Origin of the sequence: Kluyvera sp. CRP (assembly GCF_019930565.1) — a bacterium.
In the GTDB taxonomy this organism is placed as follows: Bacteria; Pseudomonadota; Gammaproteobacteria; order Enterobacterales; family Enterobacteriaceae; genus Kluyvera; species Kluyvera georgiana_A.
Genome location: NZ_CP082841.1, coordinates 2,634,967 through 2,650,284, shown reverse-complemented (window position 1 = coordinate 2,650,284; position 15,318 = coordinate 2,634,967). Strand labels below are relative to the sequence as shown.

The following is a 15,318-nucleotide window of genomic DNA, read 5'->3' as shown; positions in this document are numbered from 1 at the left end:
AGCCGTGAGCCAAATAACAAACTGGCACCGTCGAAATATTTTTTGAATTGCAAATCCGGCATCCGGCAGTCTTAAGCAAAAAGGCGCTAAGGAGACCGTAAATGGCTGATACAAAGGCAAAAATCACTCTATCCGGTGATACTGCTATTGAACTTGATGTGCTGAAAGGCACGCTCGGTCAGGATGTTATTGATATCCGTACTCTCGGTTCAAAAGGCATTTTTACTTTTGACCCTGGTTTTACCTCTACCGCATCTTGCGAGTCTAAGATTACTTTTATTGATGGCGACGAAGGGATCCTGCTGCATCGCGGCTTCCCGATCGATCAGTTAGCCACCGAATCTAATTACCTCGAAGTTTGCTACATTCTGCTGTACGGCGAAAAACCGAGCCAGGCCGAATTCGACGAGTTCACCACTACCGTCACTCGCCACACCATGATTCACGAGCAGATCACCCGTCTGTTCCACGCGTTCCGTCGCGACTCTCACCCGATGGCGGTGATGTGCGGGATTACCGGCGCGCTGGCGGCGTTCTACCACGACTCTCTGGACGTGAATAACCCGCGTCATCGTGAAATCGCCGCTTTCCGTCTGCTGTCTAAAATGCCGACCATGGCGGCCATGTGTTACAAATATTCGATTGGCCAGCCGTTCATTTATCCGCGTAACGACCTGTCCTATGCCGGTAACTTCCTGCGTATGATGTTCGCCACGCCGTGTGAAGATTACGAAGTTAACCCGGTGCTGGAACGTGCGATGGACCGTATTCTGATCCTGCACGCTGACCACGAGCAGAACGCTTCCACCTCTACCGTGCGTACCGCAGGCTCCAGCGGGGCCAACCCGTTTGCTTGTATCGCGGCCGGTATTGCTTCCCTGTGGGGGCCGGCACACGGCGGCGCCAACGAAGCCGCGCTGAAAATGCTGGAAGAGATCAGCTCCGTTGAGCACATTCCTGAATTCGTGCGTCGCGCGAAAGACAAGAATGACTCTTTCCGCCTGATGGGCTTCGGCCACCGCGTGTACAAAAACTACGATCCACGTGCGACCGTCATGCGCGAAACCTGCCACGAAGTGCTGAAAGAGCTGGGTACCAAAGATGATCTGCTGGAAGTGGCGATGGAGCTGGAGCACATTGCGCTTAACGACCCGTACTTCATCGAGAAGAAACTGTACCCGAACGTCGATTTCTACTCCGGTATCATCCTGAAAGCGATGGGCATTCCGTCCTCCATGTTCACCGTTATCTTCGCAATGGCGCGTACTATCGGCTGGATTGCTCACTGGAACGAAATGCACACCGACGGCATGAAAATCGCGCGTCCGCGTCAGCTGTACACCGGCTACGAGCAGCGTGACTTCAAATCAGACCTCAAGAAGTAAGCGACGGTCTGCACAAAAAAAAGCGCCTGCGGGCGCTTTTTTTATTCCCGTAGGCCTGATAAGCAAAGCGCCATCAGGCAATATCGGCGCACATTGCCTGATGGCGGCTACGCCTTATCCGGCCTACTTAACGCTGACACCCCGGGCACCAATAAAACGGCCTTGACGACAACATGGTCTTCTCAATGATCCCGCCGCAGCGCTCACAGGCTTCACCGTCGCGATGAAAAACCTTAAAGCGAAACAACGCGCCGTGATGCTTGTTATCATCCACTTTGCCGCGGGTGTTGTAGGAGAGCCGGGGGATATCCAACAGCGCCTGCGCCAGCGCGTCAAGCTGCGGTTCAGTCAGCTGCGACGCCTTGTGGTGACCCGTTAGCCCCACCTGCCAGAGAATTTCAACTCGCAGATAGTTGCCCAGCCCGGCAAGAAACGCCTGATCCAATAGCAGCCCTGAAAACTGACGGTTGCGAAACGGCGCCGACAGCAGCCGCGCTTTTACCGCCTGCGGCGTCAGCGTCATATCCAGCACGTCTGGCCCGACGCGCAGCAAAAACGGATGCGTTTTCAACGTTTCCGCCGTCAGCATCTCAATATCGGAAGCGCTATACAGCAGGATGGCTTTATCATCCGTTTGTAGTTTCACGCGCAGCACTCGCGTGGTCTTGGGTATTTCGCCAGCCTTCACCACCCGCCATACGCCGTACAGCTGATTATGGCTGTAGAGCGTCAGACCGCCTGAAAAATGTGTCAGCAGCGCCTTACCCCGCGTTTCCACCCGCGTCACATGCTGCCCCACCAGCTCCGCTGATAGGGCGCAAGTTCGGGAAACGCAAACCACACCTCGGTTAACGTTTTATCTTTTATTGCCGCTTCCAGGCTATCCGCCGCACGACGGATCTCTGGGCCTTCAGGCATGACCATTTCCTTCTACTAAAGCAACACGCTGATATCGTGTTCGCCCCGCCGCGTCGACGCAAGCGGCTATTTCAATATCTCAGGAGGCGTAACGCGCTCACGACCTCAAGCCGGGTTCGGGATATCCACAAATGAAACATCCAGATCGGTGGTTTCATTGAGCCATTCGCTCAGCGCACGGATCCCGCCGCGTTCGGTGGCATGGTGGCCTGCAGCATAGAAGTGCAGCCCCTGTTCACGCGCTGAATGGATGGTTTGTTCCGACACTTCGCCAGTAATAAACGCGTCGACGCCAAAGCGCGCGGCGCTATCGATAAAGCCCTGACCACCGCCGGTACACCAGGCCACGCGTGAAACTTTATCCGGCCCGGTATCGCCGCTCCACAGCGGTTTACGCCCCAGACGCGCTTCGATCCATGAGGCCAGTTCCAGACCGGACACCGGCATCGACAGCTCTCCCCACGGCACCAGCGATTCGATCTCCCCCTGGACGTTAATCCCCAGCAGTTGCGCCAGCTGAACGTTGTTACCCAGCTCCGGATGCGCATCCAGCGGCAGGTGCCAACCGTAAAGATTGATATCATTTGTCAGCAGCGCCTTCAGGCGATTGCGCTTCATGCCGCGCACGACCGGCGACTCCCCTTTCCAGAAATAGCCGTGATGGACAATCACCGCATCGGCCTGCTGGCGAATGGCTTCATCAATCAGCGCCTGACTGGCGGTGACGCCAGTAATAATTTTTTGCACCGTTTCACGCCCCTCAACCTGCAGGCCGTTAGGCGCGTAATCGCTAAAGGCGGCGCTATTGAGTTTCTCGTTAATCAGTTGTTCTAGCTCGGTATTTTTCATCGTCGCTCCCTTAGCCATTGATGCTGTTAAGCAGAATAAAATAGCGCCCTCGCGCGGCTACGTCGATACACAATTCCTTACCTCTGTCAGGACACCGCTTAACTACGCGCAAAAAATGCGTAAATAACACGATATGTCTGTTTTTATGTGATGGACTTCATGTATATTTATGCAACCATACCGCATATTACAAAGATAATACGCTTTTCTACGTATTATTACATAAATGAAACAAAGCCTTACGCAGCATGCCGTTGCCGGGTTTCGAGGTTAAATGTGCAATGAATAAATCACAATCGCAGCCTAAGGCGATTTACTACGTCGTCGCTCTGCAAATCTGGGAATACTTCAGTTTCTATGGCATGCGTGCGCTGCTGATCCTGTATCTCACCAACCAGTTGAAATACAACGATACCCACGCGTACGAATTATTCAGCGCCTATTGTTCGCTGGTGTACGTTACGCCCATCCTTGGCGGCTATCTGGCGGATAAAGTGCTCGGCAACCGCGTGGCGGTCATGCTCGGCGCACTGTTGATGGTCGTCGGCCATATGGTGCTTGGCGCCAGCGAAATCGCGCCGATGTTCTTGTACCTGTCGCTGGCGATTATCGTCTGCGGCTATGGGCTATTTAAGTCCAACGTCAGCTGCCTGCTGGGCGAACTGTACGAACCCACCGATCCGCGTCGTGACGGCGGCTTCTCGCTGATGTACGCGGCGGGCAACGTCGGCTCTATTATTGCGCCAATCGCCTGCGGCTTCGCGCAAGAGCAGTATAGCTGGGCAATGGGCTTTACGCTGGCAGCCGTCGGCATGCTGGCCGGGCTGGTCATTTTCATTAGCGGTCGCCGCCATTTTGCCCACACGCGTGGGGTAAACAAAGAGGTGCTGTGCGCCCGCAACTTCCTGCTGCCGAACTGGGGCTGGCTGCTGGTGCTGCTGGTGGTTGCGCCGCTGTTCATCACCGTGCTGTTCTGGCAGGAGTGGTCGGTGTATGCGCTGATCGCCGCATCGGTGATTGGCCTTGCGGTTCTGGCGAAAATTTACCGCCGCGCCGAAACCGCCGAGCAGCGTAAAGACCTGCGTCTGATCGTGGTACTGACCTTCTTCAGCCTGCTGTTCTGGGCCTTTGCTCAGCAGGGCGGCAGTTCAATCAGCCTGTATATCGACCGCTTCGTAAACCGTGATGTACTCGGCTATGAAGTGCCTACCGCCATGTTCCAGTCGGTCAACGCCTTTGCGGTCATGCTGTGCGGCGTGGTGCTGGCGTGGCTGATTAAAGAACAGGTCACCAATAACCGCGATCTGCGCATCTGGGGCAAATACGCGCTGGGTCTGGGCCTGATGAGCGCGGGGTTCTGTATTCTGACCCTGAGCGCCCGCTGGTCTGCCACCTATGGCCACTCCTCCATGCCGCTGATGCTGCTGGGGCTGTCGGTGATGGGCTTCGCTGAACTGTTTATCGACCCGGTCGCCATGTCGCAAATCACCCGCATCCAGATCCCAGGCGTGACCGGCGTACTGACCGGCATTTACATGCTGCTTTCCGGTGCGGTAGCCAACTATGTGGCGGGTATTATTGCCGACCAGACCTCGCAGGCATCGTTCGATTCTGCGGGCGCGGCAGACTACTCGATTAACGCTTATATCGACGTATTCAGCCAAATCACCTGGGGCGCGCTGGCCTGTGTCGGCGTGGTGCTGGTTATCTGGTTATATCACACGGTGAAAGTGCGTAGCCGTCGCCTCGCGGTTGACGTCTAACCTGCTCTGACGAGGCCTGAATGTTCAGGCCTCGCTCTTTTTCGCTGCTTCATAAGCGGCCAACGTCGCCACCCTGGCCTGCGCGTGATCGACTATCGGTCGCGGATACGCCAGCGTTCTCCCCTGTTTATCGGCCCATACCCATGGTTGATGAATTGTCTTCTCGGGTACCGCCGCCAGTTCCGGCAGCCAGCGGCGAATAAATTCACCGCTTTTATCAAAGCGCTCGCCCTGGGTCGTCGGATTGAAGATGCGAAAATAAGGCGCGGCGTCCGTACCGGTTGACGCAGCCCACTGCCAACCGCCATTGTTAGCGGCCAGACAGCCATCCACCAGCTGCGACATAAAATAACGCTCACCCTCTCGCCAATCGATCAGTAGATCTTTCACCAGGAAACTGGCGACGATCATTCTCAGGCGATTATGCATCCACCCGGTTTCATTAAGCTGGCGCATCGCCGCATCGACAATCGGGTAGCCGGTCTCGCCTTTCTGCCAGGCAATCAGCGCTTTCTGCGCCGGGTTCCAGCGCACGCGATCGGTCCACGCGATAAACGGCCGATGTTTGCATAAGGCAGGATAATAGGTCAGCAGATGGCGGTAAAACTCGCGCCAGATAAGCTCATTCAGCCAGACGCTCCCCGCGCCGCCGTTAAGCGCCTCCGGCTGTTCTGCCAACAGGCGATGCAGACACTGGCGCGGCGAAAGCACGCCGACGGCGAGGCAGGCCGACAAACGGCTGGTTCCCTCAATAGCCGGGAAATCGCGTTGGGTCTCGTACTCTGCCGCCTGCTGCTGGCAAAAATGGCGCAACTGCGCAATGGCCGCCTTTTCATCGGCGGGAAACAGCATCGCGTCGAACGGCTGCTGAGGATAGGTAAAGTTGAGCGTTTCCCCTGCCGTTACCGTGGGCGCATCGCGTCGCTCCGGCGCGCGGACGCACTCCGGCATATGCGCCTGCAGGCGGCGCAGCCAGGCATTTTTATACGGCGTAAACACTTTATACATTTCCTGGCTACCGGTCATGACCGCGCCGGGCGCCAGGATCACGCTGTCATCAAATCCCTGGCAAACCGTGTTGGTAAGCCGGCGTTCTACGGCGGCGTCACGCTGGCGCTCGTTAATTTCATACTGATAGTTGTAAAAAAGATGCGTTACGCCATGAGTCTGGCAAACGTCGTGCACCACCTCGACGCTGGCCGCAAAATCGGCCACTTCATGAAACACCAGCGGGATATTTTTCTCCGCCAGCGCCTGGCGGAGCGCGTTCAACTGCGCGGCAATATAGGCCGCCTGACGGGGAGCCATGTCATGCGCAGCCCACTGCTGAGGTGTGGCGATAAACAACGCCAGCACCTGCGCACGCGGATCGCGGCAGGCAGCGGCAAGGGCGAGGTTGTCATGCAGGCGTAAATCGGCGCGGAACCAGACCAGATGAGTGGACATAAAAACCCTGAATATATTTAACTAATACATTCATATTACACCAATTATTTCACCATACGCGGCTGGCCCGGCAACACAAGGCGAAAAAAAACCGCCCCCGTACAGCAGGAGCGGTTTGTCTCGTTCTTTTACGCCGCAACATTAATAAAAGTCGCAGGCAGCCTCTTCAGCTTGTTCCATCCATACCGGTTTCTCACTGGTTTTCGACCAGACGCGGTGCAGATAGCTATAAAAACGGGCGCGGTCTTTCCAGAACAGCATCACCGGCAGCGCGACTATCCCCGCCACCACGGCGAAAGTACGGCGCATTAATATGACGTGTGCAGGATATTTTTTATACAGTTCCATATTCTCTCCCCTAAGTTGGCCGGCAACGCACGCCGGAAAATGAAGCTCAGTAATCTGACTAAAAGAGTACCGCTTTTTGTGTAATTTTACTACTCATCCGACCACTAATTTAAGGCCGTTTTGTCTTTATTTACATTCAAAACGTAATTCAGTTACACGATTGTTAAATTAATACTAACCATTAGTTAAATTGTGGTCTTGTCCATTTTTATACTTTTTTTACACCCCGCCCGCTGATTTTTGCGAAATCTTTGCACCCAAAATCCTACGCTTACCGGCATAACTCAACCATCCGGAGGTGGATTGTGACTACAGGTGTAATAGCTGGCGTGGTGCTGGTGTTCCTGTTACTGGCGTATCTGGTTTATGCCCTTTTGAAGGCGGAGGCGCTGTGATGGCTGCTCAGGGATTTTTACTCATTGCCAGCTTCCTGCTGGTGTTGTTTATTCTCGCCCGTCCGCTCGGCAAAATGCTGGCGACAATGATCGGCAACGTGCCGCTGCCGGGTCTGGCGCGCGTGGAAAACGGGCTGTGGCGCGTACTCGGGATTTCCGGCCAGGAGATGAGCTGGAGACGTTATGCTATCGCTATTTTGCTGCTCAACCTGTGCGGCCTGGCCGTCCTGTTCGCGATGCTGATGCTGCAAGGCTATCTGCCGCTGAACCCGCAGCAATTACCGGGACTCTCCTGGCATCTGGCGCTCAATACCGCCGTCAGCTTTGTCAGTAATACCAACTGGCAGTCCTACAGCGGCGAAACAACCCTGAGCTACTTTAGCCAGATGGCTGGGCTGACGGTGCAGAACTTCCTTTCCGCGGCCACCGGTATTGCCGTGCTGTTTGCGCTGGTGCGCGCTTTTGCTCGTCACAACGTCAGCACACTGGGCAATGCGTGGGTTGATATCACCCGCATTACCCTGTGGCTGCTGCTGCCGATTTCGCTGCTACTGGCCCTGTTCTTTATTCAGCAAGGCGCCTTGCAGAATCTCCTACCCTATCAGCCATTTACCACGCTGGAAGGCGCGCATCAGCTCCTGCCAATGGGGCCAGTCGCTTCGCAGGAAGCGATCAAAATGCTGGGCACCAACGGCGGCGGTTTCTTTAACGCTAACTCCTCACATCCGTTTGAGAACCCCACGGCGTTGACCAACTTCGTGCAGATGTTGGCGATCTTCCTGATCCCGGCGGCGCTGTGCTTCGCCTTCGGCGAGGCGGTGAGCGATAACCGTCAGGGCCGGGCAATTTTGTGGGCCATGACGATCATCTTCGTGGTCTGCGTGGCGGTGGTGATGTGGGCGGAAACCCGCGGTAACCCGCATCTGCTGGCCTTTGGCGCAGACAGCAGCATCAACATGGAAGGGAAAGAGAGCCGCTTCGGCATCCTCGCCAGCAGCCTGTACGCGGTGGTGACCACGGCGGCCTCCTGCGGGGCGGTGAACGCCATGCATGACTCCTTTACCGCGCTGGGCGGCATGATCCCGCTTTGGCTGATGCAGATTGGCGAAGTGGTCTTCGGCGGCGTCGGATCGGGCCTCTACGGCATGCTGCTGTTCGTGCTGCTGGCGGTCTTTATCGCCGGGCTGATGATTGGCCGCACACCGGAGTATCTCGGCAAAAAAATCGACGTGCCGGAGATGAAAATGACCGCGCTGGCGATTCTGGTGACCCCAACGCTGGTATTGCTGGGTACCGCGCTGGCGATGATGACCGACGCAGGCCGTAGCGCAATGGCCAACCCCGGCTCGCACGGTTTTAGCGAAGTGCTCTATGCCGTATCTTCCGCCGCCAACAACAACGGTAGCGCCTTCGCCGGCCTGAGCGCCAATACGCCGTTCTGGAACTGCCTGCTGGCGGTGTGCATGTTCGTTGGCCGCTTCGGCGTCATCATCCCGGTGATGGCGATTGCCGGTTCACTGGTGAGTAAAAAGATCCAGCCCGCGACGCCGGGGACGCTTGCCACCCACGATGCACTGTTTATTGGCCTGCTGATTGGCACCGTGTTGCTGGTTGGCGCCCTGACCTTTATTCCCGCCCTGGCGATTGGCCCGGTGGCGGAACATCTTTCCCTGTTTTGAGTGATGCGGAGCTATTGGTTATGAGTCGTAAACAACTGGGCCTGTTTGAACCGTCGCTGGTTCGCCAGGCGCTGATCGACGCCGTGAAGAAACTCAGCCCTACCGTCCAGTGGCGCAATCCGGTGATGTTTATCGTCTGGATTGGTAGCGTGCTGACCAGCGCGCTGGCCATTGCCATGGCCGTGGGCGCTCTGCCGGGTAACGTGGGTTTCAGCAGCGCTATCGCGCTGTGGCTGTGGTTTACCGTGCTGTTCGCCAACTTTGCCGAAGCCATGGCGGAGGGCCGCAGCAAGGCGCAGGCCAACAGCCTGAAAGGGGTCAAGAAAACCGCTTTTGCCCGCAAACTGCGCGAAGCCCGCTACGGGGCGGAAATGGATCATATTCCGGCCGATGACCTGCGCAAAGGCGACGTGGTGCTGGTGGAAGCCGGTGACATTATCCCCTGCGATGGTGAAGTGATTGAGGGGGGCGCATCGGTGGATGAAAGCGCCATTACCGGGGAATCCGCCCCGGTCATTCGTGAATCCGGCGGCGACTTCGCCTCGGTTACCGGCGGGACGCGTATTCTCTCTGACTGGCTGGTGGTGCGCTGTAGCGTTAACCCGGGTGAGACCTTCCTCGACCGCATGATCGCCATGGTCGAAGGCGCCCAGCGACGTAAAACGCCAAATGAAATCGCGCTGACGATTCTACTGGTGGCGCTGACTATTGTCTTCTTGCTGGCAACGGCGACCATCTGGCCGTTTTCCGCCTGGAGCGGCGCGCCCATTAGCGTCACCGTGCTGGTCGCCCTGCTGGTGTGCCTGATTCCCACCACCATCGGCGGCCTGCTGTCGGCCATCGGCGTGGCGGGGATGAGCCGTATGCTCGGCGCAAACGTGATTGCCACCAGCGGCCGCGCGGTAGAAGCGGCAGGCGATGTTGACGTACTGCTGCTGGATAAGACCGGCACCATTACCCTGGGGAACCGTCAGGCCTCGCAGTTCCTGCCGGCTCAGGGCGTGGATGAGAAAACGCTGGCCGATGCCGCGCAGCTCTCGTCGCTTGCTGATGAAACGCCGGAAGGCCGCAGCATCGTGGTACTGGCAAAACAGCGCTTCAATCTGCGCGAACGTGATGTCCAGGCGCTACACGCTACCTTCGTGCCGTTTACCGCCCAAAGCCGAATGAGCGGCATTAATATTGATAACCGCATGATCCGTAAAGGTTCGGTCGATGCTATTCGCCGCCATATTGAGAGCAACGGCGGTCACTTCCCGCTGGATGTCGAGCAGAAGGTCGAAAGTGTTGCCAGTCTGGGCGCCACGCCGCTGGTGGTGGCCGAAGGCGCACGGGTGCTCGGCGTCATCGCGCTGAAAGACATCGTCAAAGGCGGCATTAAAGAGCGCTTTGCTCAGTTACGCAAAATGGGCATTAAAACGGTGATGATCACCGGCGACAACCGGCTGACCGCCGCCGCCATTGCTGCGGAAGCGGGCGTTGATGACTTCCTCGCCGAAGCCACGCCGGAAGCCAAACTGGCGTTGATTCGTCAGTATCAGTCCGAAGGCCGGATGGTGGCGATGACCGGCGACGGTACCAACGACGCTCCCGCGCTGGCACAGGCCGACGTGGCGGTCGCGATGAACTCGGGTACGCAGGCGGCGAAGGAAGCCGGCAACATGGTGGATCTGGACTCTAACCCGACCAAGCTGATTGAGGTGGTGCATATCGGTAAACAGATGCTGATGACGCGCGGCTCGCTGACCACGTTCAGTATCGCTAACGACGTGGCGAAATATTTCGCCATTATCCCGGCAGCCTTTGCCGCCACCTGGCCGCAGTTGGGCGTGCTCAACATTATGCACCTGCACTCACCGAACTCGGCCATTCTCAGCGCGGTGATTTTTAACGCGCTAATCATCGTCTTCCTGCTGCCGCTGGCGCTGAAAGGCGTGAGTTACCGACCGCTGTCGGCATCGGCGATGCTGCGCCGCAACCTGTGGATTTACGGCGCGGGCGGGCTGGTGGTGCCGTTTATCGGTATTAAAGTGATTGATTTACTGTTAACCCTGCTGGGTCTGGTGTGAGGAAATAACCATGTCTGCATTACGTCCTGCCATTGTCATTTTTCTATTCCTGGCGGTGATTACCGGCGGCGTCTATCCGTTGCTGACCACCGCGTTAGGGCAGTGGTTGTTCCATACTCAGGCGAACGGTTCGCTGATTTTCGAAAACCATGAGATTCGCGGATCGCAGCTTATCGGCCAGAACTTTAGCGACCCCGGCTATTTCCAGGGGCGTCCCTCCGCCACCGCCGACGCGCCGGATAACCCGATGGCCTCCGGCGGCAGCAACCTGGCGGGCAGCAACCCGGCGCTGGATAAGCTGTTTACGGACCGCATCGCCGCGCTGCGCGCCGCTAATCCGGATGCCAGCCGCACGGTACCGGTTGAACTGGTGACCGCGTCCGCCAGCGGTCTGGATGCCAACTTGTCCCCTGCCGCCGCGCTGTGGCAGGTGCCGCGTATCGCCAAAGCGCGCGGGCTCTCGCCGCAATGGTTAACGCAACAGGTACAGGCGGCAACCCATACGCCGCTACTCGGCTTTCTCGGCCAACCTGTGGTAAATATTATTGAGCTGAATATGGCGCTGGATGCCCACAAGGATAATTGATGATGACCAACGAGCCGCTGCGTCCGAACCCGGATCGCCTGCTGGAACAAACCGCCGACGCGCACCGCGGAAAGCTGAAGATATTCTTCGGCGCCTGCGCCGGGGTAGGTAAAACCTGGGCGATGCTGGCAGAGGCGCAGCGGCTGCGTACGCAGGGGTTGGACGTGCTGGCGGGCGTGGTAGAAACCCATGGCCGCAAAGAGACCGCCGCGATGCTGAATGGCCTGAGCATTTTGCCGCCAAAGCGCACCGCCTACCGCGGTCGCTATGTGATGGAATTCGACCTGGATGCCGCCCTCGCCCGTCGCCCGGCACTGGTGTTAATGGATGAGCTGGCCCACAGCAACGCGCCCGGCTCCCGCCATCCCAAACGCTGGCAGGACATCGATGAGCTGCTGGAAGCGGGCATCGACGTCTTCACCACCGTTAACGTGCAGCATCTGGAGAGCCTGAACGATGTCGTCAGCGGCGTCACCGGTATTCAGGTGCGGGAAACCGTGCCCGATCCTTTTTTTGACGCCGCTGATGAGGTGGTGCTGGTGGATCTGCCGCCGGACGACCTCCGTCAGCGCCTGAACGAAGGCAAAGTTTATCTGGCCGGCCAGGCCGAACGCGCGATCGAAAATTTCTTTCGTAAAGGTAACCTGATCGCCCTGCGCGAACTGGCTCTACGTCGTACCGCCGAGCGGGTGGACGATCAAATGCGCGCCTGGCGCGACGGTCAGGGACAGGAAAAAGTGTGGCATACCCAGGACGCGATCCTGCTGTGTATTGGCCATCATGCCGGCAGCGAAAAGCTGGTGCGCACCGCCGCGCGTCTGGCCGCCCGTCTGGGCAGCGTCTGGCACGCCGTTTACGTTGAAACCCCTACGCTGCACCGTCTGCCCGAACCGCAGCGCCGCGCTATCCTTAACGCACTGCGCCTGGCGCAGGAGCTGGGCGCAGAGACCGCGACGTTGTCGGAGCCGTCCGAGGAAGCGGCGGTGATCCGTTATGCGCGTGAACACAATCTGGGCAAAATTGTCATTGGCCGTCAGCAGAAGCGTCGCTGGTGGCGCGGTGAACGCTTCGGCGACCGGTTGACTCGCCACGCGCCGGAGCTGGACCTGCTGGTGATAGGCGTAGATGAGACGCCCCTGCCGCTGCCCGAGCGCTCAAGCGACCGCCGCCCGTTTATCGACAAATGGCGCGTTCAGATCCGTGGCTGCCTGGTGGCGCTTGGGCTGTGCGCCGCCATTACGTGGGTGGCCGCTCAGTGGCTCATGACATTTGACGCCGCCAACCTGGTCATGCTCTATCTGCTGGGCGTGGTGATCGTCGCGCTGTTCTATGGCCGCTGGCCGTCGGTACTGGCGACGGTGATCAACGTGGTCAGTTTTGATCTCTTCTTTATCGCCCCACGCGGCACGCTGGCCGTCTCCGATGTCCAGTACCTGCTCACCTTCGGCGTGATGCTCACCGTCGGTCTGGTCATCGGTAATCTGACCGCTGGCGTGCGCTATCAGGCGCGTGTGGCCCGCTATCGCGAGCAACGAACACGGCACCTGTATGAAATGTCGAAAACACTCGCGGTGGGTCGCAACGCCCGCGATATCGCCCTCACCTGCGAGCAATATATTCGCTCGACCTTCCACGCCCGCAGCCAGGTGCTGCTGCCGGACGAAAACGGGAAGCTGGCGGCGCTAAATCATCAGGAAGGTATGACGCCGTGGGATGAAGCCATCGCCCACTGGAGTTTTGACAAAGGGCTACCCGCCGGAGCGGGAACCGACACGCTCCCCGGCGTCCCCTATCTGATTCTGCCGCTACGCAGCGCGGATAAAACCCACGGACTGGTCGTCGTCGAGCCCAATAATCTGCGTCAGCTGATGGTGCCGGAACAACAGCGACTGCTGGAAACCTTTACCCTGCTGGTCTCCAGCGCGCTGGAGCGGCTGGCATTGACGGCCAGCGAAGAGCAATCAAGGCTTATCAGCGAACGCGAAAGCCTGCGTAACTCGCTGCTCGCCGCGCTGTCGCACGACCTGCGCACACCGTTGACCGTGCTGTTTGGCCAGGCCGAAATTCTGACGCTCGATCTCGCCAGCAGCGGTTCGCCCTACGCGCCGCAGGCGAACGAAATTCGCCAGCACGTGCTTAACACTACGCGTCTGGTAAACAATCTGCTGGATATGGCGCGAATTCAGTCCGGTGGCTTTAATCTCAATAAGGAGTGGCTGACGCTCGAAGAGGTCGTGGGCAGCGCACTGCGTACGCTGGAACCCACGCTTGGCGGGAGGAAAATCCTTCTTACCCTGCCCGACCCGCTGATGCTGGTGCACCTCGACGGCCCGCTGTTTGAGCGAGTGCTCAACAACCTGCTGGAGAACGCCGTGAAGTACGCGGGCAGCGAGGCGCAAATCGGTATTCGCGCGGCAACGGAAAACAACCGCCTGCTGTTGGACGTTTGGGACAGTGGGCCGGGGATTCCAGGCGGCCAGGAACAGCATATTTTTGCCAAATTCGCCCGTGGCCACAAAGAGTCGGCCATTCCCGGCGTGGGGCTAGGTCTGGCCATTTGTCAGGCCATCGTTGAGATTCATGGCGGGACGCTGTCTGTCAGTAACCGCCCGGAAGGCGGCGCCTGTTTTCGTGTTACACTGCCACTGGAACAACCGCCTGAACTTGAAGAGGGATACGAAGAGCTGTGACCAGCGTTCTGATTGTTGAAGACGAACACGCCATTCGCCGTTTTCTGCGTACCGCGCTGGAAGCCGAAGACCTGCGCGTTTTTGATGCCGAAACCCTCCAGCGCGGGTTGCTGGAAGCGGCGACGCGCAAACCAGACCTGGTGATCCTCGATCTCGGCCTGCCGGACGGTGATGGCCTCGATTTCATTCGCGATATCCGCCAGTGGAGCCCGGTGCCGATTATTGTGCTGTCGGCGCGCAGTGAAGAGAGTGACAAGATAGCGGCGCTGGATGCAGGCGCCGACGATTATCTGAGTAAACCATTTGGCATCGGCGAGCTTCAGGCGCGCTTACGCGTCGCGCTACGTCGCCATGCCGGTGCCCAGCCCAATGAACCCGTCGTCTCCTTTGCTGATATCACCGTTGACCTCGCCTCACGGCGAATTACCCGTGGCAGTGCAGAAATCCATCTCACCCCGATTGAATTCCGTCTGCTGGCGGTACTGCTCAATAATGCCGGTAAAGTGCTCACCCAACGCCAACTGCTCAGCCAGGTATGGGGACCTAATGCCGTAGAACATAGTCACTATTTGCGCATTTATATGGGGCATCTTCGCCAGAAACTGGAAATAGATCCCGCGCGTCCTCAGCATTTATTAACCGAAACCGGAATTGGCTATCGTTTCATGTTATGAATAGTTATTCATATTTACAACATAGCCAACTTTTATTTTTAATCAGAAATAACTTAATCTGAAAATATTAAAATACGGTTTTAAAACCCTTTCAAATATATAATTAACACAATTTATTTACATTACTTAAACAATCCAGCATTTTATCCTGACTCGTCGCTCATCAATAATGAATAATTTTATAAATGATCTCTTATTGTTGATCACCCTCACAGTTTTAAGCCCACCCGGAGATAAAATGGCTGCGCTTTAGGATATTCATCTGAGGTATACGAAATGGAAAACAATAACCGATTGATGCCCCACATACGGCGGACAACACATATTATGATGTTTGCTCACCGTAATAGTTTCGACTTTCACTTCTTTAACGCCCGATAAGTCTCCCGACTTCGGGCGCCTCGCAGTTATTCCTTGCTAATTCAGGCTTCTAGCCTGCTGCCAGCGCTCGCCATGACAAACCTGTATCTGCCGGCCACCGGACCGAGTTGGGTTTGCTACATTCTGAAAAAAGCA

The 15,318-nt window shown here is 57.3% G+C and carries 12 protein-coding genes and 1 pseudogene; 9 read left to right on the top strand and 4 right to left on the bottom strand.

Annotation, left to right across the window (positions count from 1 at the left end; genetic code table 11):
- The first annotated feature begins 101 nt into the window (after positions 1–101).
- The gene (gene gltA, locus K7B04_RS12440) at positions 102–1,385 is read left to right on the top strand and encodes a citrate synthase (protein WP_064548326.1); all 1,284 of its coding nucleotides are present in this window, start codon (positions 102–104) and stop codon (positions 1,383–1,385) included.
- A 127-nt stretch (positions 1,386–1,512) separates the two neighbouring features.
- Here the strand turns inward: gltA and nei are convergent.
- Positions 1,513–2,303 (bottom strand): annotated as a pseudogene (gene nei / locus K7B04_RS12435) (endonuclease VIII).
- Between the two features lie 105 nt (positions 2,304–2,408).
- On the bottom strand, positions 2,409–3,152 hold the full coding sequence (locus tag K7B04_RS12430) for a type 2 GTP cyclohydrolase I (protein ID WP_163449176.1): 744 nt from the start codon (positions 3,150–3,152) through the stop codon (positions 2,409–2,411).
- A gap of 281 nt (positions 3,153–3,433) precedes the next feature.
- Between K7B04_RS12430 and dtpD the strand changes: the two genes are divergently transcribed.
- Entirely contained in the window at positions 3,434–4,915 is a 1,482-nt protein-coding gene (gene dtpD, locus K7B04_RS12425; protein ID WP_223802181.1) for a dipeptide permease DtpD, read from the top strand.
- A 24-nt stretch (positions 4,916–4,939) separates the two neighbouring features.
- Here the strand turns inward: dtpD and phrB are convergent, their stop codons facing one another.
- Both phrB and K7B04_RS12415 read right to left on the bottom strand, forming a co-directional pair.
- Positions 4,940–6,361 (bottom strand): deoxyribodipyrimidine photo-lyase, encoded by a 1,422-nt coding sequence (gene phrB, locus K7B04_RS12420; protein ID WP_223802180.1) that lies wholly within the window; start codon positions 6,359–6,361, stop codon positions 4,940–4,942.
- 141 nt (positions 6,362–6,502) lie between these two features.
- Positions 6,503–6,709 (bottom strand): YbfA family protein, encoded by a 207-nt coding sequence (locus tag K7B04_RS12415; RefSeq protein WP_163449173.1) that lies wholly within the window; start codon positions 6,707–6,709, stop codon positions 6,503–6,505.
- A gap of 305 nt (positions 6,710–7,014) precedes the next feature.
- Here K7B04_RS12415 and kdpF point away from each other — a divergent pair, with 305 nt between their 5' ends.
- From kdpF to speFL, 7 genes are all read left to right on the top strand, one after another.
- Complete coding sequence (gene kdpF / locus K7B04_RS12410) at positions 7,015–7,104, top strand: K(+)-transporting ATPase subunit F (RefSeq protein ID WP_077625464.1); 90 nt, start codon at positions 7,015–7,017, stop codon at positions 7,102–7,104.
- Positions 7,104–8,783, top strand: a complete 1,680-nt coding sequence (gene kdpA / locus K7B04_RS12405) for a potassium-transporting ATPase subunit KdpA (protein ID WP_223802179.1) — start codon at positions 7,104–7,106, stop codon at positions 8,781–8,783. The genes kdpF and kdpA overlap by 1 nt, the downstream gene beginning before the upstream one ends.
- A gap of 20 nt (positions 8,784–8,803) precedes the next feature.
- Positions 8,804–10,852 (top strand): potassium-transporting ATPase subunit KdpB, encoded by a 2,049-nt coding sequence (kdpB, locus tag K7B04_RS12400; RefSeq protein WP_163449171.1) that lies wholly within the window; start codon positions 8,804–8,806, stop codon positions 10,850–10,852.
- Between the two features lie 10 nt (positions 10,853–10,862).
- Positions 10,863–11,438 carry a potassium-transporting ATPase subunit KdpC gene (gene kdpC, locus K7B04_RS12395; RefSeq protein ID WP_223802178.1) on the top strand — a complete coding sequence of 192 codons (576 nt, stop codon included), beginning with the start codon at positions 10,863–10,865 and terminating at the stop codon, positions 11,436–11,438.
- Between the two features lie 2 nt (positions 11,439–11,440).
- Positions 11,441–14,128 carry a two-component system sensor histidine kinase KdpD gene (gene kdpD, locus K7B04_RS12390; RefSeq protein WP_223804159.1) on the top strand — a complete coding sequence of 896 codons (2,688 nt, stop codon included), beginning with the start codon at positions 11,441–11,443 and terminating at the stop codon, positions 14,126–14,128.
- Positions 14,125–14,802 (top strand): two-component system response regulator KdpE, encoded by a 678-nt coding sequence (kdpE, locus tag K7B04_RS12385; protein ID WP_167576393.1) that lies wholly within the window; start codon positions 14,125–14,127, stop codon positions 14,800–14,802. The genes kdpD and kdpE overlap by 4 nt, the downstream gene beginning before the upstream one ends.
- Before the next feature lie 276 nt (positions 14,803–15,078).
- Complete coding sequence (speFL, locus tag K7B04_RS12380) at positions 15,079–15,183, top strand: leader peptide SpeFL (protein ID WP_106875989.1); 105 nt, start codon at positions 15,079–15,081, stop codon at positions 15,181–15,183.
- Positions 15,184–15,318 lie beyond the last annotated feature (135 nt).

Excerpts from the sequence above, each read along its gene's own strand:
- dtpD (WP_223802181.1), top strand. The coding sequence starts at position 3,434 with ATGAATAAATCACAATCGCAGCCTAAGGCGATTTACTACGTCGTCGCT.
- kdpD (WP_223804159.1), top strand. The coding sequence starts at position 11,441 with ATGACCAACGAGCCGCTGCGTCCGAACCCGGATCGCCTGCTGGAACAA.
- kdpC (WP_223802178.1), top strand. The coding sequence starts at position 10,863 with ATGTCTGCATTACGTCCTGCCATTGTCATTTTTCTATTCCTGGCGGTG.
- gltA (WP_064548326.1), top strand. The coding sequence starts at position 102 with ATGGCTGATACAAAGGCAAAAATCACTCTATCCGGTGATACTGCTATT.
- kdpA (WP_223802179.1), top strand. The coding sequence starts at position 7,104 with ATGGCTGCTCAGGGATTTTTACTCATTGCCAGCTTCCTGCTGGTGTTG.
- kdpB (WP_163449171.1), top strand. The coding sequence starts at position 8,804 with ATGAGTCGTAAACAACTGGGCCTGTTTGAACCGTCGCTGGTTCGCCAG.
- K7B04_RS12430 (WP_163449176.1), bottom strand. The coding sequence starts at position 3,152 with ATGAAAAATACCGAGCTAGAACAACTGATTAACGAGAAACTCAATAGC.
- phrB (WP_223802180.1), bottom strand. The coding sequence starts at position 6,361 with ATGTCCACTCATCTGGTCTGGTTCCGCGCCGATTTACGCCTGCATGAC.
- speFL (WP_106875989.1), top strand. The coding sequence starts at position 15,079 with ATGGAAAACAATAACCGATTGATGCCCCACATACGGCGGACAACACAT.
- K7B04_RS12415 (WP_163449173.1), bottom strand. The coding sequence starts at position 6,709 with ATGGAACTGTATAAAAAATATCCTGCACACGTCATATTAATGCGCCGT.